Origin of the sequence: Bifidobacterium pseudocatenulatum DSM 20438 = JCM 1200 = LMG 10505, assembly GCF_001025215.1 — a bacterium.
In the GTDB taxonomy this organism is placed as follows: domain Bacteria; phylum Actinomycetota; class Actinomycetes; order Actinomycetales; family Bifidobacteriaceae; genus Bifidobacterium; species Bifidobacterium pseudocatenulatum.
On record NZ_AP012330.1, the window covers coordinates 1100553 to 1120388 of the forward strand.

The 19836-nt window shown below is 57.4% G+C and carries 17 protein-coding genes and 1 tRNA gene; 17 read left to right on the plus strand and 1 reads right to left on the minus strand.

The genetic code is table 11. The features are described 5' to 3' along the window. The first annotated feature begins 378 nt into the window (after positions 1-378). The 16 genes from BBPC_RS04555 (at position 379) to bsh (ending at position 18007) form a co-directional block, all read left to right on the plus strand. On the plus strand, positions 379-783 hold the full coding sequence (locus BBPC_RS04555; RefSeq protein ID WP_004221972.1) for a pyridoxamine 5'-phosphate oxidase family protein: 405 nt from the start codon (positions 379-381) through the stop codon (positions 781-783). Between the two features lie 316 nt (positions 784-1099). Then, a complete protein-coding gene (locus BBPC_RS04560; RefSeq protein WP_022245646.1) occupies positions 1100-2776 on the plus strand; it encodes an isopeptide-forming domain-containing fimbrial protein in 1677 nt (558 codons plus the stop codon). Between the two features lie 108 nt (positions 2777-2884). Then, the gene (locus tag BBPC_RS09565; RefSeq protein ID WP_147327258.1) at positions 2885-3793 is read left to right on the plus strand and encodes a class C sortase; all 909 of its coding nucleotides are present in this window, start codon (positions 2885-2887) and stop codon (positions 3791-3793) included. Next, positions 3726-4514, plus strand: coding sequence for a histidine phosphatase family protein (locus tag BBPC_RS04575; RefSeq protein WP_072043554.1), 789 nt, complete (start codon positions 3726-3728; stop codon positions 4512-4514). The genes BBPC_RS09565 and BBPC_RS04575 overlap by 68 nt, the downstream gene beginning before the upstream one ends. A gap of 241 nt (positions 4515-4755) precedes the next feature. After that, the gene (locus BBPC_RS04580) at positions 4756-5706 is read left to right on the plus strand and encodes a magnesium transporter CorA family protein (protein WP_003834895.1); all 951 of its coding nucleotides are present in this window, start codon (positions 4756-4758) and stop codon (positions 5704-5706) included. Positions 5707-5726: 20 nt separating this feature from the next. Continuing rightward, positions 5727-6593, plus strand: coding sequence for a transporter substrate-binding domain-containing protein (locus tag BBPC_RS04585; RefSeq protein ID WP_022245649.1), 867 nt, complete (start codon positions 5727-5729; stop codon positions 6591-6593). A gap of 94 nt (positions 6594-6687) precedes the next feature. Next, complete coding sequence (gene leuS, locus BBPC_RS04590) at positions 6688-9660, plus strand: leucine--tRNA ligase (RefSeq protein ID WP_004221986.1); 2973 nt, start codon at positions 6688-6690, stop codon at positions 9658-9660. A 174-nt stretch (positions 9661-9834) separates the two neighbouring features. Continuing rightward, positions 9835-10626, plus strand: a complete 792-nt coding sequence (locus BBPC_RS09805; RefSeq protein WP_004221989.1) for a ComEA family DNA-binding protein — start codon at positions 9835-9837, stop codon at positions 10624-10626. Next, positions 10623-12374, plus strand: a complete 1752-nt coding sequence (locus BBPC_RS04600) for a ComEC/Rec2 family competence protein (protein ID WP_004221991.1) — start codon at positions 10623-10625, stop codon at positions 12372-12374. The genes BBPC_RS09805 and BBPC_RS04600 overlap by 4 nt, the downstream gene beginning before the upstream one ends. Positions 12375-12407: 33 nt before the next feature. After that, positions 12408-13385, plus strand: a complete 978-nt coding sequence (gene holA, locus BBPC_RS04605; RefSeq protein WP_004221993.1) for a DNA polymerase III subunit delta — start codon at positions 12408-12410, stop codon at positions 13383-13385. A gap of 91 nt (positions 13386-13476) precedes the next feature. Beyond that, positions 13477-14019: a tRNA (adenosine(37)-N6)-threonylcarbamoyltransferase complex ATPase subunit type 1 TsaE gene (gene tsaE / locus BBPC_RS04610; protein WP_095279867.1), complete on the plus strand. Its 543-nt coding sequence runs from the start codon at positions 13477-13479 to the stop codon at positions 14017-14019. Positions 14020-14093: 74 nt separating this feature from the next. After that, entirely contained in the window at positions 14094-14903 is an 810-nt protein-coding gene (gene tsaB, locus BBPC_RS04615) for a tRNA (adenosine(37)-N6)-threonylcarbamoyltransferase complex dimerization subunit type 1 TsaB (RefSeq protein ID WP_004222000.1), read from the plus strand. A 9-nt stretch (positions 14904-14912) separates the two neighbouring features. Continuing rightward, the gene (gene rimI / locus BBPC_RS04620; RefSeq protein ID WP_004222003.1) at positions 14913-15488 is read left to right on the plus strand and encodes a ribosomal protein S18-alanine N-acetyltransferase; all 576 of its coding nucleotides are present in this window, start codon (positions 14913-14915) and stop codon (positions 15486-15488) included. A 48-nt stretch (positions 15489-15536) separates the two neighbouring features. Next, positions 15537-16580 carry a tRNA (adenosine(37)-N6)-threonylcarbamoyltransferase complex transferase subunit TsaD gene (gene tsaD, locus BBPC_RS04625; protein WP_004222006.1) on the plus strand — a complete coding sequence of 348 codons (1044 nt, stop codon included), beginning with the start codon at positions 15537-15539 and terminating at the stop codon, positions 16578-16580. A gap of 117 nt (positions 16581-16697) precedes the next feature. Next, positions 16698-16773 (plus strand) — tRNA-Asn (locus tag BBPC_RS04630). A 283-nt stretch (positions 16774-17056) separates the two neighbouring features. After that, complete coding sequence (bsh, locus tag BBPC_RS04635) at positions 17057-18007, plus strand: choloylglycine hydrolase (RefSeq protein WP_004222012.1); 951 nt, start codon at positions 17057-17059, stop codon at positions 18005-18007. 160 nt (positions 18008-18167) lie between these two features. Here bsh and BBPC_RS04640 read toward each other — a convergent pair whose 3' ends face one another. Further along, positions 18168-18857, minus strand: coding sequence for an ECF transporter S component (locus BBPC_RS04640; RefSeq protein ID WP_004222014.1), 690 nt, complete (start codon positions 18855-18857; stop codon positions 18168-18170). A gap of 491 nt (positions 18858-19348) precedes the next feature. Here BBPC_RS04640 and BBPC_RS04645 point away from each other — a divergent pair, with 491 nt between their 5' ends. Beyond that, positions 19349-19813: a MerR family transcriptional regulator gene (locus BBPC_RS04645; RefSeq protein ID WP_072043408.1), complete on the plus strand. Its 465-nt coding sequence runs from the start codon at positions 19349-19351 to the stop codon at positions 19811-19813. Positions 19814-19836 lie beyond the last annotated feature (23 nt).

Consider the following 19836-nt stretch of genomic DNA (forward strand, 5'->3'; position numbering starts at 1 on the left):
AATTCTTTTGAGGGAAAAACCCATCAATGGAATAAAGGAATTCACACACAATATCTAAACCAAGTGCGGATATCGGCATGCTGCAGGCTTTGTCTTTGAACCCATTGCGAATCAACTCGACGTGCATATCGTCCAGCAGATACCGCTGATGCCAACCCAAAATCAATCCTTTCTTTTCCATGATTGATTGGATAGCGGATGATCGTGGTCTGATGCCTCAGCAAAGTGCGAAACAGGTGTTATCTCTCCTAAATTCGGTTTCAGATGGAGCGCGTATGTGATGTTATTCACGTTGGGCGAACATGCGTTGTGGGGTTTCTTGTCGTAGTCTGAAAGTATGCCCGCATTCCATGGGCATATAGACGAAAGGACGGCATCATGGTAGATCTCACCGATGAGATGAAGGGATTCCTCAACAGCAACCTCGCATGGGTGGCCACCATCAGCAAAGAAGGCCAGGTCGATCTCGGTCCGAAGATGAGCATGTTCATCATCGACAACAACCATATCGGCTACCACGAGCGCACCGCGGGCCAGACATACCGTAACCTGCTTGACGGCAGTGATCTGGTCGTCGCGGTCGCCAACCTCGAACAGAAGAAGGGATACCGTTTCCGCGGCAACGTCGTGCTGCATTCCGATGACGCCATCTATGACGAACAGGTCAAAGTCGCCGAAGAACGCGGCACGAAAAAGCCGATGACCATTCCGGTTTTGGAGATCACGGAAATTCAGGATCTCACTCCGGGCGCTACGGCAGGCAAAACCATCGTCAAGGACTGATCGGTTCCATACTGAACCAGTCGAAACGACAATATCGGAGAACCGCAGACGGGACTGTATGTCCGGTCTGCGGTTCGCTGTTATCGGAACGGAAGATCGCGAATCTGCAGCATATCGTTCGCGGCGGTTCGACCATGGATTCCTATACGGCAGTTGCATGTATGGGTTGTGGATAAGTGTGGATAAGTGTTCGCTCATCCACTTATCCACAGATTTTCTTAAAGAGGTGGCGGGCGAATATTGGTTTCTGCCATGCTGGTCTGCACGCATAAGCGAAGACGCCTATGCGACAACCAACAACCAAAGAAGGTGAACCATGACACAACACACCATACGCCGCCGATGGACCTCCATGCTTGCGCTGGGCATGATCGCGGCTCTTGCCATGCCGGGCACGGCCCAAGCCACGCCGCAACTCGGCGATTTAGGCGTCAAGCAGTCCATGAGCGTGAAGGCAAGCAACGGGGAAAGCCTCGAAGGCAAGGACCTCCGCGCCATCCAGCTTGCCACATATACCGCCGCAAGCGTGGACGGCAACACGATCGTCGGCTACGATCTGACCACGAACACGGCATTGGCATCCGACATCACCGCGGCAGCCAAAGCGGCCGGAGCCACCGATACGAACCTTACCGTCAACGGCAAAAACGATCCGATGGTGTGGGTGGTGAAGAACCTGACCGACTCGCGCAGCGATCCATGGAGCGGAAAGCTACGCAACTTCTGCAACAGCCTCGCCAAACAAACCAACTTCGCCAAGCAGGATGGAACGGCGGTTTCCACACTCAGCCAAGACAAAGCCACCATGTCGACCGGCAACGTACTCGTACCGGGAATCTACGCCATCGTGGACCGTACACCGGCGACAACCACACTAAGCAGCGGCACCGCCATCAAAACAACCGCGTCCATCATGATGATGAACGGCACCGCGGTCAACGGCGTCAACCAACTACGTACGGCCGGCGGCACGACCCTGACCCTCGGGCAAGTGATCTACAAGGTATCCAACGTGGAATCGCCAGACAAAAAAGTCAACGTCGGCAGTGCCTGGAAAGACAGCGCATCCGAAGCGATAGGCAAGGACCTGACCTACCGTGTGACGCAGAAAATCCCCAACTGGACAGGCTACGAGCACTACTATCTTGCGTTGAACGATACGCTTGGCGCGGGTCTCGACTATGGTTCGCTCACCTCGATCACCGTCGGCGGCAAAGCATTGGCGAGCACGTTCTACAAGGAAAACGTCAACGGCAAAACCATCAGCTGGCTGTTCGGCGTCAACGGAGACATTCTCGCCTCGGACGCATCAAAGGCGGCCCTGCCGGTCGGCGCGACGATCACAGTCACCTACAAGGCCAGACTCAACAGCAATGCGGTCATCGGAAGCCCCTGCAACGTCAACTCCATCGACTTGGAATACTCCCACAATCCCAACGCATGGCAGGACCACAACAACCAGCCCGGCAACGAGGTTAAAGTCTGCACCGGTGAAATCGCATTACGCAAGGTCGACGCCAAAAGCCAAAAGCTCACCGGCGCGAAATTCGCCATCGCCCAAGGCGCCAGCGACAAAACGCCTTTGAAACTCGTGGCCCTCGGCAACGGCACCTACCGCCTCGCCACCAGCGGCGATACCACCACAACCACCACATTCGAAGCCGGCGAAACCAAAATCCAAGGACTCAAAGGCGAATACACCATCACCGAAACACAAGCGCCCCAGGACTACTCGTCGCTCATGCTGCCCAGCGCAGTCGTCACCGTCAACGTTGACGACACCAACATGACGTGGAGCCTCGACGTCAAATCCGACCCCAACAACCTCATCAAAAAAGGCGACAGCCACACCGTGGTCGTCACCAACATCCGTACCATCACCGAAATACCGTTGACTGGTGCGGCAGGCCTCACCATGCTCTTCAGCATCGCGGCACTCCTCTTCATAGGAGGCATCGTCATGCTGCGCATGTGCCGATCAAGCAACGACTAGCCAACATCCGACAATAGGCAACACATGGCGATTCCCCCGCATAGCAAACCACGGCACAAAAAAGCGCCCAACAAACGCAGCATCATCCGATGGTGCGTGGGAACCGCCATGCTCACCGCAACGGCACTCATCATCAGCATCCCCCTGATCATGCGCGCCGAAGACAACATCCAACAAGCAGCCAACGTCAAAGCGTACGCAGCCACCATCACCAACACCGCAAACAAGGCAATCCAAGAAAGCAAACGGCAGGCGAAACTCTACAACGCGCGCCTCGCAAACCAAACCAGCAACCAAACAGACGACGAACCCGCAACGCAAAATCCCGACGAATACAATCGGCAACTCGTCATCCCACCCAGCGACGTCATGGCAACCATCAACTACCCGAAACTCGGCATCAGCCTACCCATACGTCACGGAACAAGCGAACAGACGCTCGCCATCGGCGCAGGGCATTGGGAAGGCACATCCCTGCCAATCGGGGGAGCGGGAACCCATACCGTCATCACCGCACACCGGGGCCTCGCCGACAAACTCATGTTCACCAAACTCGACCAAGCCCGAGAAGGTGACGAATTCACCATCACCACCCTCGGCGAAACCCTCACCTATCAAGTGCAAACAATCCGCACCATCACCCCCGACGATTTCACCTGGATAAACAAACACGACGCCAGCGCCGATCAGGCCACCCTTATGACCTGCACCCCATACGGCATCAACACCCACCGGCTTCTCATCACAGGAACGCGCGTCCCCAACCACGACGAATGCCCGCCAGAAACAGGATGCCTCACCGACGGAACCCTCTCCACCACGGCATTCGCGCTCACAGCCATCTGGGCGACCCTCACCACACTCGCACGGCATAGCTACAATGAAATGCATGATCGACGAAGTACTCTTCCTGCGCCACGGACGCACCGCATACAATCTCGCAAGACGACTGCAAGGCCAAATCGACATTCCCCTCGACATCGTCGGCAGGTGGCAGGCCGACCAAAGCGCTTATGAACTCGCCAAAACATACTATTGGGCGAAAGTCGCGCACATCGCCGACCATAATGATGAACTCGCCCAACCCGCGTACGAGGGCGCGTATCTCGCCGATCTTAACGAAATCAACGAGGCACCGGCCGCGAGCCGACGCATGGTCGTCGTATCATCCGACCTTTTCCGCGCCCAACAGACCGCTCACGCCATCGCCGACCTTCTCGGACTTGACGTAGCCCTCGACCCACGCCTGCGCGAACGCAGCTTCGGCGAATGGGAAGGCATGACCCGCGAGGAAATCCTCGAACAGTACGCCGACGACTACCATTCATGGCGTGCCCACACCGGAGGCGAAACCAAGCATGGCGTCGAAAGCCGCAGGCATACCGGCCAGCGTGGCTCCCAAGCCATACGAAGCATTATCGCCGAACATGCCGATGATCCGACGGCCACCACGCTGCTCGCAGTCGGCCATGGATCGTGGATCGTGGCCACCGTCGCCGTGCTGCTCGACATGGATCCGGACGACCTCAACAATCTCGGAGCCATGCGCAACGCCTTCTGGACGAGCATGAGCGTCAACACAGGCGGTTCCAACGGTCCTGCGGATCCCGACACATGGCAGTGGAAGCTCGACGCCTTCAACCAAGGTCCCGCCATCGCCGCGCTTACCGATTGGGAGAATGGGCCGAAGGAATTGCGAGGCCCCAACATGCCATTGTGGAAGCCCATCGTGCAGTGATCCGCAGTAACCGCAACGATCTGCAGTGACTGTCGCCTGCCGCGGACGCATGCGTCGAACATGAATTCTCGATGAAATCTCAGGCACGCGGCCGGCCAACTCTCAAGGTGGGACTATCCTAAATAAGGTTGTTTGCCCGAATGTTCCAGATCGATCGCAAGAGACCGATCGCCGGAGATGTTGGATTCGGGCTGCCGTACAGCGATAGAACGTCGGAAAGCGCGAAAGGCGGGTGAGAGACATGTTGAGAATGTTCAGAACGATTAACGGCCAGGTGGAGCAGATCCAAAAACCCGAAAACGGATCTTGGTTATGCCTTTCGGATCCGACGGATGTGGAACTCGCCAACGTTTCCATGGAAACCGGCGTTGATCTCGCCGACCTGCGCGCCCCGCTTGATGACGAAGAACGCTCCCGCGTGGACGTGGAAGACGATTACACGATGATCATCGTCGACATTCCAACCGTCGAAGAGCGCGGCGGGCGAGACTGGTACGAGACCATCCCGTTGTCGATCATCATCACGCAGTCGGCCATCATCACCGTCTGCATGCAGGACACTCCGGTGTTGCACCCGTTCATGGAAGGTACGATCCGCGGTTTCAACACGTATATGAAAACGCGTTTCATCCTGCAGATCCTGTACCGCAACGCCACCATGTATCTGCGGTATCTGCGTATCATCGACCGCGAAAGCGACAAGCTCGAACTCAAACTGCGCCATTCCATGCAGAATCGTGAGATTCTCATGCTGCTCGAACTGAGCAAAACGTTGGTCTACTTCACCACGTCGCTCAAATCGAACGAAATCGTGATGGAAAAGCTGACCACGCTGCCGCGCATCAAGCAGTATCCGGAAGACGAGGATCTGCTCGACGACGTCATCACCGAAAACAAGCAGGCAATCGAGATGGCCAACATCTACAGCGGCGTTCTTGCCAACATGACCGACGCGTTCGCGTCGATCGTGTCGAACAATCTGAACAACGTGATGCGCATCTTCACGATCATCTCCATCACGCTGTCGATTCCGACATTGATCTTCTCAATGTACGGCATGAACTTCCAGGAGGGCATGCTAGGCATGCCGTTGACGGACAAGCCGTGGGGCTTCGCCGTGATCATCGGAATCTCGCTGGTCGTTTCGGCCATTGTCACCTGGTTCCTGACGCGTTCGCGCATGTTCAAGTAGAATCGCGTAGAATCGCGCGTATGCTACGTCTGTCACGTCTGTCACGAAATATCGCGGCGCTGGTATGCGCCGCTTCGACCGTATTGGGCACGAGCGCGTGCGGCACTTCCATTTCCGTAGTGACCAATGGTCTCGCGCAGGGGCCGACCATTGCGATTGGCGTGGCCGCGGACCAGCCTGGTTTGGGTTTTCTGCATGGGGGAGAGTATTCGGGTTTCGATATTTCCGTGGCGCAATATGTGGCGAACACGCTGGGATTCGCGAAAAAACAGATCGTGTTCAAACAGGTGCTGCCGTCGACGCGCGTTTCGTCACTTGAAGACGGCACCGTGGACATGGTGGTCGATGCTTTCGCCGCTGATGACGTTCAGGATGGTGAGGTTGAGCTTGCAGGACCGTATCTGACTGTGCATGCGGCATTGTTGGTACGTTCCGACAGTGCGGGAACCATCACCGGAACCGATGATCTTGCCGGAAGGACGGTATGCGTGGCCAAAGGAGGAATACCCTCCTACAGCGTGCGAAATCTTGCGGAAGATGTGACCGTGAGCGAACGCGACACGTATCCGCAATGCGAAACGGCATTGATGATCGGGCAGGCGGACGCCATCGCGGCAGATGACGCCATAGCGGCGGGCCTCGCATCCAACAGGGGAGGCGGATATCTCAAGGTCGTAGGCGAAACGTTCGGCGAACGTTCGTACGCGATCGCGGTCAAATCCGGCCAATCCACGCTGGCCAAACAGATCGACGCCGCATTGCAGTCCATGATGGACGACGGCTCGTGGAAGCAGGCCATAGACAAGATGAAACAGTCGATCGGCTACGTTCCCGACATGTCGCTCAACCCTCCCGCGATAACGCTCTCGGCAGCGTCGGAAGGCTGACGGCCCCCGCCTTGCGTGACGCTTTGCAAAACGCTTCTTGCATAATGATTGACGCCTTGCGAAGTGTCCAGTTGCGCGGCTAGTTTCATGCATTATGAGTGACATTGAGAAAAGCGCGCAGACGCAGTCGAACGAACCAGCCGAACCGTCGTTCCGTTACAACGCGGATTTGGCTCAGGGCATTGAGGAAAAATGGCAGAAGATTTGGGATGACGAAGGCACCTTCTGGGCCGCCAACGTCAATGGCGATCTGAAGGACGGCAAGGGTCGCAACGCCGAAGGACGCCCGTCGTACTTCGCCATGGATATGTTCCCGTACCCGTCGGGCAAGGGCCTGCATGTGGGCCATCCGCTCGGCTACCTCGCCACCGATGTGGTCAGCCGCTACCACCGCATGAAGGGCGAGAACGTGTTGCACGCCATGGGCTACGACGCCTTCGGTCTGCCGGCTGAGCAATATGCAGTCCAGACCGGCCAGCATCCGCGCATCACCACCGAGCAGAACATCGCCAACATGCGCCGCCAGCTGCATCGTATGGGCCTGAGCTTCGACAACCGCCGCTCCTTCGCCACTATTGACCCGGGCTATGTGCGTTGGACCCAGTGGATCTTCTCCCGCATCTACGATTCCTGGTACGACGAGGATGCCACCAACCCGTCTGGCTCCAAGGGCTGCGCACGCCCGATCAGCACGCTGGTGGAGCAGTTCGAATCCGGCGAGCGTGAGATTCCGGGATTCGCAGGCAAGCAGTGGAATGATCTGACCGAAGCCGAGCAGGCCGACGTGCTCAACGACTTCCGCCTGGCATACATCTCCAAGTCTCCGGTGAACTGGTGCCCGGGCCTGGGCACGGTGCTCGCCAACGAGGAGGTCACCGCCGAAGGCAAGTCCGAACGCGGTAACTTCCCGGTGTTCCAGCGTGAGCTGCGCCAGTGGTCCATGCGCATCACCGCATACGGCCACCGTCTGATCGAAGATCTTGACGGCATCGACTGGCCGGAAAAGGTCAAGCTCATGCAGCGCAACTGGATCGGCGAATCCCACGGCGCTTCCGTGCATTTCGACGTCGAAACCCCGAACGGCGTCAAGGACATGGAGATCTACACCACCCGTCCCGATACCCTGTTCGGCACCACGTTCGCCGTGGTCTCCCCGGAGCATCATCTGCTCGAGGATGTTCCCGCCGAATGGCCGTCCGAGACTCCGGAAGACTGGAAGGGCGGCTACGCCACTCCGGTCGAGGCTGTGAAGGCCTACCGTATGGCCGCGGAATCCAAGACCGCCAAGGACCGTGTGGACGAGGCGGGCGAGAAGACCGGCCTGTTCACCGGCCTGTACGCCATCAACCCGATCACCGGAGCCAAGCTGCCGCTGTTCACCGCAGACTATGTGCTTATGGATTACGGCACCGGCGCCATCATGGCCGTGCCGGGTGGCGACCAGCGTGATTACGATTTCGCGGTCAAGTTCGGTCTGCCGGTCACCTACACCGTGCAGCCGCTGCCGGAATCCGGCGACGATCTGGCCAACTATGAGGGCAAGGCTCCGTTCGTCTCCCACGACGGCATCGTCATCAACTCCGCTGTGGACGCCACCCGTGCCAAGGGCGACGCGTTGAGCCTCAATGGACTGCGCGTGGACGAAGCCATCGACAAGGTGAACGCATGGCTGGAAGAAGCTGGTGTCGGCAAGGGCACGGTCAGCTACCGTCTGCGCGACTGGCTGTTCAGCCGCCAGCGTTACTGGGGCGAGCCGTTCCCGATCGTCTACGGCGAAGATGGCACCCCGCATCTGTTGCCGGACGACCAGCTGCCGATCAACCTGCCGGACGTGCCGGACTACAGCCCGAAGACTTTCGATCCGGAAGACGCCGAATCCAATCCTGAAGCGCCGCTGAGCCGCAACGAGGATTGGGTGAAGGTCGAACTCGACTTGGGCGACGGCAAGAAGACCTACTACCGCGACACCAACACCATGCCGAACTGGGCCGGATCCTGCTGGTACTACATGCGCTACCTCGACCCGACCGACACCGAACACATGGTGGAGAAGAGCGAGTTCGACTACTGGATGGGCCCGAACCACAACGAGACCACTGGCAAGTCCGGCGGCGTGGACCTGTACATCGGTGGCGTGGAGCACGCCGTGCTGCACTTGCTGTACTCCCGCTTCTGGCACAAGGTGCTCTTCGACCTCGGCTTCGTGGATTCCGCGGAACCGTTCCACAAGCTGTTCAACCAGGGCATGATCCAGGCATACGCCTACACCGACGACCGTGGCCAGTACGTGCCGGCCGCCGAAGTGGTGGAAGGCCCGGCCGACGCCAACGGAGAGCCGACCTTCACCTGGAACGGAGAGCACGCCAACCGCGAGTTTGGCAAGATGGGCAAGAGCCTGAAGAACATCATCACGCCGGACGACATGTATGCGAACTACGGCGCGGACACCTTCCGCCTGTATGAGATGGGCATGGGCCCGCTGGCCGAATCCCGTCCGTGGAACACGCGCAACGTGGTCGGATCCATGCGCTTCCTGCAGCGCCTGTGGCGCAACGTCGTCGACGAGAACACCGGCGAAGTGCGCGTCACCGATGGTAAGCTCGACACGAAGACGCTGAAGCTGCTGAACAACACGATCGCCGACGTGACCGTGGAAATGGAAGCGATGCGTCCTAACACGGCCATCGCCAAGCTCATCGTGCTCAACAACCATCTGACCAGCCTCAACGAAGTGCCGCGCGCGGCCGTCGAACCGTTGATTCTGATGCTTTCCCCGATCGCTCCGCACATCTGCGAGGAACTGTGGAACAAGCTCGGACACGGCGAATCGTTGGCCCACGCCGAATGGCCGAAGGCCGACGAACGCTATGTCGGCCAGGACGCCGTCACCGCGGTCGTGCAGATCAAGGGCAAGGTGCGCGCCAAGCTCGAGGTCTCGCCCGACATCGATCCTAAGGAACTTGAGAAGATGGCGTTGGAAGCCGTCGCCGATCGTCTGGGCGGCAAGGAACCGCGCAAGGTCATCGTCAAGGCTCCGAAGATCGTGTCCATCGTTCCTGCGGAATGATATTTCGAAAAACGGATCCAACGGCTTCTGGCGAGACCTTTGACGAGGCTTCCAACAGGGTGGGAACCGTTTCCGCATAAGGCGACACGCCGAACATGTGGATAACTCCCATCCTTCGACCACAGGGGCCGTTTCGACTGGACAACATGCCCATGCATCCTCCACTTTGGATGCATGGGCATTATCGTTACCCCGCCGGGCAGGCGCAACAGGCAAGCCGAAACCGCATCGCAGTCCGCGCAACGGCTGCGCGGACTTGGCATGCCCGAAACACGTGGAAAGAACGCGCGCGGGCAGAACGTTCGCAACGAACATGCTGTTCCCGCGATATCCGAAACAACCTCAATATCCGAGATTTCCGCAGCGGCTGAAACGTCCACTGCAATCGCGACAACTGAACAATCGCCTGAACCCGCAAAACCCACATTGCGGGATCTGGCCGGCGTCAAGCCTTCCGACAAACCGACTGAACAGGACCGGCCCAAACGCGACCGTCCACGACTCGTCTTCCAACCAATCCACGCGGTCATCGCCATACTCACCCTGTCGTGCGCGCTCTGCGCAAGCCTGACCATGCTCATCCAACAGGCCGTCCACTACAGTGCGCTCCAACAATCGCAGATCACCCAATCCGAACAATCGAAGGCGAACGGAACCGAGAAAGACAAGACGGCGTCCACGCAAACAACACCAAGCCAGCAGCCATCCACGGAACCCGACAGCCAGAGCGAACCAACATCCGGACCAGCGGAGCCCGCCGATCCGGCTGACGGTCTGCTGAACATCAACACCGCAGGATCCGACGAACTGCAGACCTTGAAAGGCGTCGGTCCCGTGACCGCGCAACGCATCATCGACTATCGCAATCAGATCGGCCGTTTCGACAATGTCGACCAACTGTTGGAAGTCAAAGGCATCGGCGAGAAAACGCTGGCGAAATTCCGAGACCAAGTGTGCGCACGATGAGAGGAAACACGTTCGAATGGCGGGATGGGGAGCAGGGGAGCAGGGATTGGCGTCTGCTGCCGGCCGCCCTATGCGGGTGGGCGGCGAGCTTGGCCACGCATATGGGATTCGACTATTGCGTCGAACGGGATGGTCGGTTCGGCATGCTGCTGCTCGTTGTGGCATTGGCGGTACCGTTGCTGGCATTATTGGGATTATTGGGATTGCCGTTCCTGCGATCGCCTATGCTGCGAGTGCCGGTTGGCGTGCGGCGGGCGGTCTCGGCATGGCATTTCAGCATTATCGTATGCGTGGTCGCGGCGATGGCATGCGCGTCTTCCGCGTTGACCTACGACGTATTGCAATGGAGGGATGTGGCCTCGTACGCGGCCAGAAACGGCGAAAGCGACGTTGTCACGCTGGTACGTACGACATCTCCCGCAGTGAATTCGAACAGACGTGCAAACGATTGCCAGATTGATGCGACGATCTCAACGATCACGGCAAGCCAGGTCACGCAGCCAAGCATGATGCGGGTGCGCGTCTATGCGGACCGGCCGGACTGTGGCACGCTCAAACAAGGCGGCGAATACCGGATGCGGGGCACGCTCGCCATATCGCAATACGGTGCCATGCCGCTATGGCTGACGGACATCGCCTCCGTGGAACGCATACGGGGACCGAACCTCGCATTGCGCACGATCGGCATGATGCAGCAGGCGTTCTTCGAACAGACGTCACGGCTTTCCGACCAAGGGAAAGTGCTCGTTCCCGGCCTGACCTTAGGTATTCTTGGGCAGGATTACGTTCCTCCAGATAGTGGCAATGGCCAGACGGGCACGGGTATTGATTCCACATACGCCAATCTGCTTGAAAATGCCTTCCAACGTTCGGGCATACTGCATCTGATGGCGGTCAGCGGCGGGCATCTTGCGGTCGTCGCCACCCTGGTGCGCGCCGTCTGCTCGTTCCTGCTGCTGCCCAAACGCGTCACGGCCATCGCCATCGGCGCGTCGTACATCATGCTGGCGATGTGCGTGTTCCCATCCGATTCGGTGTCGCGCGCCCTGCTCATGGGTTTGGCGGGAGCGGGCTTCCTGTTCCTCGGCCGAAGAACGCAAGCCCTGTCAACCCTCAGCTGGACCACGTTGGGCATGCTCATGGTCAATCCGCACATGTCACGCAGTTTCGGATTCGCATTGTCATGCGCCGCCGTACTTGGCATCGTACTGTTCGCAGGACCGTTAGGCGCATGGCTCACACCGATCATGCCGGCATTCATCGCGCAAACCATGGCCATGACCATCGCCGCGCAACTCTTCACCCTGCCGATCCAAGTGCTTATCGAACCAGAACTGCCGGTCTACTCCATTCCAGCCAATCTGGTCGTCGCACCCTTCGTGGGATTCTCTACACTTGCCGGACTCGCCAGTCTCGCCATCTCATGGATACTGCCAAGCCTCGGGTTCATATTCGCCAGCCTCGCCTCATGGGGCACCGCCATCATGGAATTCATGGCCCTCAACCTCGGATCAGGAGACCACGCCACCATTCCATGGACCGGAGACGCAGGCGGCGCGCTACTGATCATCCTCGTCGAAATCATCGGATACACGACCGCACGATTCGCCGGAACACTCTTCGCCCGCATCACCACAACGGAACCAAACCTGCCGGGCCGACGCCTCATACACAATCCGATCGAACGGGCGAAAGCATGGGGCGAACGAACCTACAACGCGCTCAAAACCATGAAATGGAACGAATGAATCTTGTCCACCGATACAGCGAGATTGAATACTATGCCGAAACCATCCGCAACAACGCCCTTCCACCTCATCTACGGAGGCGACCCGTACCTCAACGAGCAGACCGTACGCGACCTGCGCCACCAAGCGCAACGCAAACACCCCGACGCGGAAACCATCGAACTCGACGCAACCAACGCCGATCATTACGCCTTCGACGAAGCGGTAAGCCCATCACTGCTCTCCGAACGATCAATCGTCATCGTATCCAACCTGCAAAACGCCGACGACAAACTCGGCGAAACCATGGTCGCCTACTGCAAGCAAGCCGTCAACAATCCAGCCGAAGCCAGCGTCGTCATCTGCCAACACGAAGGCGGCATCAAAGGCAAACGACTCATCGACCAACTCACCAAAGCCGGAGCCGTCAAAGAAACCGTAGCCGACCTCAAAAAAGCCGAAGCGAAACTCAACTTCACCATACAATGCTTCGAACGACGCAACCGACGCATCGAACCCATGGCCGCACAACAACTCGTGGCCGTACTCGGCGACAAAACCGGCGAACTCGCAGCCATGGCAGGACAACTCTGCTTCGACTTCGACGACAATCCCATAACATTGGAACGCGTCAACCAATACCTCACAGCAAATCCCCAAGTAGACGGCTTCCGTGTCGCCGACCTCGCACTCTCCGGACGTGCCGCCGACGCCATCATCGCCATGCGAGCCTCAATAGAACAAGGCACCGCGCCAATCGCACTCATCGGAGCGCTCGCCATGAAACTACGCACCATGGCCAAAGCCTCAGCCGTACGCTCCGGCACCATCAGCGAAGCGGAAGCGAAAACCAATTCATGGGTGCTGAAAAACGCCACCAGACAGCTCTCCGGATGGACCTCCGACGGCATGAGACGATGCATCCAAATGCTCGCATGGGCCGACGAACAAAGCAAAACTAACGGATCGGACCCTGTCTACGCGCTAGAACGATCCATCGAACTGATCAGCAGCAAAGGACGAACCAACTAACATGAGCGAGGCAACCATTACTGACGCCAACGAAAACACCAGCGAAGGCACTGCCAAAACCGTCACCGTCGAAGCGACAACCGGCGAAGCCATGCGCGAACTCGGCAAACAAGTCGCACACCTCACCCACGGCGGAGACGTCATACTCCTCTCAGGGCCACTCGGCGCAGGAAAAACCACCTTCGCACAAGGCTTCGGCGCAGGACTCAACATCAGCGAACCCATCGTCTCGCCAACCTTCACCATCGCACGCGAACTCAAAGGCCAATTCCCCAGCGGTAACTCCGCCCACCTCATACACGTCGACGCCTACCGACTCGGCGGCAACGCCTATGCCCCAGGCCAAAATGCCATCGAACGACTACTCGATGAACTCGAATCCCTCGGACTCGACGAAGAACTCGAAGACCCCAGCGACAACACCATCATCCTCATGGAATGGGGAGAACAGATGGCAGCCGCGCTCGCACCGGAACGCCTCGAAATCCACATCGACCGGCCACTCAACACCGTTAGCACAGACGAAACAAGCAGAGCCGACAACGAACTCACCAGCAACGGCACCCGCACTGTAACCTTCATTCCCGTCGGCGCATCCTGGCAAACCTTCGACATCACACGCAACAACCGCTAAAACACCAGCAGCAAGCACGATTCCAGCATCGGTTGTACAGTAGTTCCCAGCTTGGCATAAGGAGTTTCCACAAAATGCAGACACTGGTGATCGACACCTCATACGGCTCAACCGTCGGCATGGTCGGACACGACCCCATCGTCGAAACCGACTCACGCACCCACGTCGAAAAACTACAGGTGAACATCGCCACAACCGTGGAACAAGCCGGCCTCAAACCGGAAAACATCGACCGCATCATCGTAGGCATCGGACCTGCACCCTTCACCGGACTACGCGCAGGAATCGTTGCAGCCAAAGCGCTCGCCTTCGCCACCGGTGCACAGCTTATCGGGCAGAATGTGCTTTCCCCGCAGGTGCTTGTGCGCAACGCGGAGCATGACGGCCGCCATCATCTGACGCTCGCCGTGAACGATGCGCGACGCAAGCAGCTGTATTTCACATTGTTGGATGGCAGCGGCTATGAGGCCGGTGGCAGCGCAGGCGAAGACCATGACGCAAACGTTGAAAACGGCTGTGTGGAAACCCTGATCGACATGGATATCGACTATCCCGAATCGATTGCGAACCGTGTCAACGAGGTGCTGGAACGGCTTCGCCAGGCCGATCCGAACGTGGAATATGTGGTCGACGTCGTCGGCCATGGAGCGGCGAAATACGCGCAATCGTGGGCAAGCCTTCCCGAAGGCGGCGAAGTGCGCGATCAGGCGCTGCTCGACGAGGGCGCGTCCGGATTGGAACGATTCGCGGCCTTCGCCACTTCGCAACAGTCTTTGGTGAATCCGGAGCCGGTCGAACCGTTGTATTTGCGCAGGCCGGACGTGTCGGTGCCGAACCCGTTGAAGCATGTACTCAACCATGCCGGCGCGGAACGCACGGAGTGACGATACGGCATGATCGTTGACCATACAAGCATCGATGAACAGATCGCAGTGCCGCAGATGGCCGCTTTGGAAGCGGACCTGTTCGGCAGGGGAGCGTGGAGCGAACAGTCGATTCGCCAGGAATTCCAAGCGCCAGCACGCACGTATCTGTTCGATATTGATGATGACGGCAAGACCGCGGATTGCGGGATTGCGGGTTGCGTTGCCGTGGATGAGCCGGTTGCTGGATCGGTTGCAGGCGATTCTGCTAGACAACAGCCCGTTGTGCGCGGCTATGCCGGTTTCTGGTATGACGGCGACGATGCGGAAATCATGACGATCGGCGTCGGCAGACGGTTCCAACGGCAGGGAATCGCGGCTTCGTTGATGGAGGCGTTGATTGCGCGGGCACGTGAGCAGGGGGCCAAACGCATGTTGCTTGAAGTGCGCGTCGACAATACTCCGGCCTTGGCATTGTACGAACGGTTCGGTTTTGCCAAAATGGGATTGCGCAAACGCTACTACCAGCCCGAAGGCATCGACGCGTACACCATGAGCCTTGACCTTGAGCCGAGGATCGTCGGCTTCGCAGCAGCGGAACAATAAACAGAACAACCAAACGGAACAGCAAGCAAAGCAGCGAACGGAGCAGCAATGAGCGGACCAATCGTACTCGGCATCGAATCCACCTGCGACGAGACCGCGGCCTCGGTAGTGCAGGGGCGCACCCTGATTTCCAACGTCGTCGCATCCTCCATGGATGAGCACGCGCGTTACGGGGGTGTGATTCCAGAAATTGCGTCACGCGCCCACGCCGAAGCGTTCGTGCCATGCGTTTCCAAGGCGTTGGCCGATGCGAACATGACGTTGTCTGACGTCGACGCGATCGCCGTGTCCGCAGGTCCTGGACTTGCTGGCTGCCTCGCCGTTGGCGTGTCCGGCGCGAAATCGCTTGCCTGGGCGGCGAATAAGCCGATTTACGGCATCAACCATGTGATCGGGCATATTGCGGTCACACAGTTGCAGTTCGGCCCGTTCCCCGAAGACACGCTCGCCTTGATCGTGTCCGGCGGACACACGTCCTTGCTGCATGTTGAGGATGTCGCACGTCATATCGACGTGGTCGGCACCACGCTTGATGATGCGGCCGGCGAATGCTTCGACAAGGTCGCTCGCCTGCTCGGTTTCCCCTATCCGGGCGGACCGCATATCGATCGTCATGCGCAGTTGGGCGACCCGCATGCCATCAAAGTGCCGCAGGGACTCACCCAAGGCAAAGCGGGCCAGCAGCATCCGTACGATTTCAGCTTTTCCGGCGTGAAAACGGCCGTCGCGCGTTGGATCGAGGAACAGCAGGCGCAAGGCAATGAGATTCCCGTCGATGACGTGTGCGCGTCGCTGGCGGATTCCGTGGCGACTGTACTCGCCAAGAAGGCGATGCGCGGCTGCGAGCAGTACGATTCGAAGACGTTGATTGTAGGAGGTGGCTTCTCCGCGAATTCGCAGCTTCGTGCCAAACTGTTGGAAGTCGGTGCCGAGCATGGGGTAGAGGTGCGTGTACCGCAGCTCAAACTGTGCACCGACAACGGTGCCATGGTGGCCATGCTGGGCGTCAACCTGGTCGAAGCGGGAGTGGCTCCGTCAAACCCGGATTTCGCCATCGATTCGGCCATGCCGTTGACGAAGATCTCCATGTAAGATTAGGCCGAAAGCATCGTATGGAAACGTTTTGCAAGTCGAAACACACATGTGACACGCTGAAGATTTGAAATCCACAAGTTTTGGTGTAGTATTTTTGTCTTGTGCACAGCGCATTCCTGCGTAGCTCAGTTGGCAGAGCATCCGACTGTTAATCGGACGGTCACTGGTTCAAGCCCAGTCGCAGGAGCCATTTGAAAGCCCTTGGAAATCAAGGGCTTTTGTCATATTCATCGTCATATTCGAGGAATCAACGAAGATGCCGAGGTTCTGGCTTATAGGAACTTTTGGCCAATAACCCGGATATTGCGGCAGGCACGTTTTACACGAAATTCATGATTGAGGAGAACGATACTATGGATGAGGTAGCCAAAGCAGATTCTTCCACGGGCAAAACTTAAGATTTTCCCAGCAAGCGGCGTTTACCATGAACACGCAAGCAAGAAAACCACGGCAAATCATGGAAGGGAGTCCATATGTGCACTGGTGTTCGTTTCTCCGACAATGAGGGAAACATGTATTTCGGCCGTAATCTCGACTGGAGCTTCTCCTACGGCGAGACCATTCTGGTCACTCCGCGAGGCTACCGGTATGACTATGCGTATGGGGCCAAAGGCAAGAGCGAGCCGAATGCGGTGATCGGCGTGGGCGTGGTTATGGCCGATCGCCCCATGTATTTCGATTGCGCCAACGAGCACGGCTTGGCCATCGCCGGATTGAACTTCCCCGGATACGCCTCCTTCGCGCACGAACCGGTCGAGGGAACCGAAAACGTCGCCACTTTCGAATTCCCGCTGTGGGTGGCACGCAATTTCGACAGTGTCGACGAAGTCGAAGAGGCGTTGAAGGACGTGACGCTCGTTTCGCAGGTCGTGCCCGGCCAGCAGGAGTCCTTGCTGCACTGGTTCATTGGCGATGGCACCCGTAGCATCGTCATCGAGCAGATGGCTGATGGCATGCATGTTCATCATGACGATGTGGATGTGCTCACCAATCAACCGACCTTCGACTTCCATATGGAAAACCTGCGCAACTACATGTGCGTGAGCAACGAAATGGCGGAGCCGACCACTTGGGGCAAGGCGGAACTGAGCGCATGGGGCGCCGGCGTGAGCATGCACGGCATTCCCGGTGACGTGAGTTCGCCGTCGCGTTTCGTACGTGTCGCCTACACCAACACGCACTATCCACAGCAGAACAACGAGTCCGCCAATGTGTCTCGTCTGTTCCACACGCTGGCCTCCGTACAGATGGTTGAAGGCATGTCCAAGATGGGCAACGGCCAGTTCGAGCGCACGCTGTTCACCAGCGGTTATTCCGGAAAGACTAACACGTATTACATGAACACGTATGAGGATCCGGCGATCCGCTCGTTTGCCATGTCCGACTTCGACATGGATTCGAGCGAGCTGATCACCGCCGATTGATTCCGGAATTTCGAGTTCGAAGATTCCGCAGTAATCGCACTATGTGCGATGGCATAAAAGGACGCAACGTCGCAGTCGGCGTTGCGTCCTTTTAATCAGTAAAACTGATGAGATTTGATTAAAAAATTAAAATGGTCGAGGCATGCTTCCAAACGTACTTTCAGGCGTTTTCTTCGTTATGTTCCTTATGCGAGGAAGCGAATCGCGACAGAACACCTGACTTACGTAAAGCGCAATACATTCCCCAGGAACCGAAACCGGCGAATGCCACCGCGCTAAGCAGCTCGCAAATAGTGCCGATGATGCCTCGCGGGCTGAAGAACGTGAATGCCTGATAGTAGAAGAACAGCAGGTAGAAGTTGTAGACGATTCCAATCGCCAAAGCAGACAGAATGGTGACGCCGAGCGTCCAACGACGGTAGCGGAACAGTGCGAATACCGCTTCTGCGGCTGCCGCCTGCAGCAATGCGATTACCACCAGGCTCACACTGTATTTCGTGCCGAGTACCACCTCGACGAACGATGCGACCAAAAGCACGTAGGCCGAAGCTCCCGGCTTGCGCACGATCAGAGAGCCCAGCGTGGCGGGGAAGTAGAACAAAGCATGAAGTAGCGCCGCTGAACCAGGAAGAATCAAAGTCATCAACGGAAAAAGACCATACGACAGGCCGTCGAACACCCAAAACATCACTCCCGACATCACGCCGACCGCCGCGCCGACCGCGATATCGACCACACGCCATGTGAGGGCCTTGTGTATTCCTTGGTTTGTTTTCAAAGGCTGCCTTACCTGCTTCGACAGCTTCGCGTCTGTATTATGAATAACGGTTTTAGAGAATGGCTTCGCCATAATGATAATGAATCCTTGCGTTGGTCGATGCCGTGCACCGTGAGTCGGAGATCGCGGCAGTCGCCGTGGGCCGTTCCTCGACCTGCGCGGCTCGGGCAGGAACGACGAAAGGTATTATACGACGTGTTGTTTGCCGAATACGCATCATGGATTTCCCTGTATCCAAAATATCGTTACAAATATTCCAAATCCGCATCATGGATTTCCCTGTACCCAAAATATCGTTACAAATATTCCAAATCCGGGCGTACGGTCCAGTCCAGTACATCTAATCCGCACGATTTCGTTCAACTCAGCAGCATAAGAGCTTTTTGTTGTGAGGTGGCATTCGTCCAAAACAGCGTGGTCTGATGTTCCTTACGATGAACACGTAAGTTACGCTTTGCAGACGCAACTTAGCTAATTGTCAGGATTACATGTTCTTTTGCTATGAGATAGCATGCAACACGCCAATTAGACTTCAAGCACTTTAAGTTTTTACAGTGCAGGGTATGAGCACTACAACATGGCATACGATTCGTGAAGCATCCATGATTTCCGGACTTCCCGAATCCACTTTGCGCTACTACGAGCAAATCGGTATCATTGCCCCGATCGCACGTGACCCAAGTTCTGGCCATCGCGCCTACACCGACGAAGACATTCAATCGTTGGTCACTATTTCCTGCTTGTCTGCGACTGGCATGCCGCTTGACGCCATGCGCGAGTATCTGAAAAACCGTTTCGACGGAACCGAAGGTGCGCGCAGGCAAATGGCGCTACTGGACGCGCAGGCGTTGCGTTTGGCCGCAAAAGCCGAAAGCATCCGCATGCAGCAAGCCTATGTTTCCCTTAAAACATTGTATTGGCGTGCCGTGGCGGAAGGCCATGACGACGAAGCGCAACGACTTCTGGAGGAAAACCACGATGTCATCGAAACAGTGAAAAAACAGATTCGTAGCAAGGCTGACGCATAAGTCGAGGCGTCATCGCAGACGTT

Bases quoted from the DNA above. Each gene is read 5' to 3' on its own strand.
- BBPC_RS04555 (WP_004221972.1), top strand. From the start codon at position 379: ATGGTAGATCTCACCGATGAGATGAAGGGATTCCTCAACAGCAACCTC.
- BBPC_RS04560 (WP_022245646.1), top strand. From the start codon at position 1,100: ATGACACAACACACCATACGCCGCCGATGGACCTCCATGCTTGCGCTG.
- BBPC_RS09565 (WP_147327258.1), top strand. From the start codon at position 2,885: ATGCTCACCGCAACGGCACTCATCATCAGCATCCCCCTGATCATGCGC.
- BBPC_RS04580 (WP_003834895.1), top strand. From the start codon at position 4,756: ATGTTGAGAATGTTCAGAACGATTAACGGCCAGGTGGAGCAGATCCAA.
- BBPC_RS04585 (WP_022245649.1), top strand. From the start codon at position 5,727: ATGCTACGTCTGTCACGTCTGTCACGAAATATCGCGGCGCTGGTATGC.
- leuS (WP_004221986.1), top strand. From the start codon at position 6,688: ATGAGTGACATTGAGAAAAGCGCGCAGACGCAGTCGAACGAACCAGCC.
- BBPC_RS09805 (WP_004221989.1), top strand. From the start codon at position 9,835: ATGGGCATTATCGTTACCCCGCCGGGCAGGCGCAACAGGCAAGCCGAA.
- BBPC_RS04600 (WP_004221991.1), top strand. From the start codon at position 10,623: ATGAGAGGAAACACGTTCGAATGGCGGGATGGGGAGCAGGGGAGCAGG.
- holA (WP_004221993.1), top strand. From the start codon at position 12,408: ATGCCGAAACCATCCGCAACAACGCCCTTCCACCTCATCTACGGAGGC.
- tsaE (WP_095279867.1), top strand. From the start codon at position 13,477: ATGCGCGAACTCGGCAAACAAGTCGCACACCTCACCCACGGCGGAGAC.
- tsaB (WP_004222000.1), top strand. From the start codon at position 14,094: ATGCAGACACTGGTGATCGACACCTCATACGGCTCAACCGTCGGCATG.
- rimI (WP_004222003.1), top strand. From the start codon at position 14,913: ATGATCGTTGACCATACAAGCATCGATGAACAGATCGCAGTGCCGCAG.
- tsaD (WP_004222006.1), top strand. From the start codon at position 15,537: ATGAGCGGACCAATCGTACTCGGCATCGAATCCACCTGCGACGAGACC.
- bsh (WP_004222012.1), top strand. From the start codon at position 17,057: ATGTGCACTGGTGTTCGTTTCTCCGACAATGAGGGAAACATGTATTTC.
- BBPC_RS04640 (WP_004222014.1), bottom strand. From the start codon at position 18,857: ATGGCGAAGCCATTCTCTAAAACCGTTATTCATAATACAGACGCGAAG.
- BBPC_RS04645 (WP_072043408.1), top strand. From the start codon at position 19,349: ATGAGCACTACAACATGGCATACGATTCGTGAAGCATCCATGATTTCC.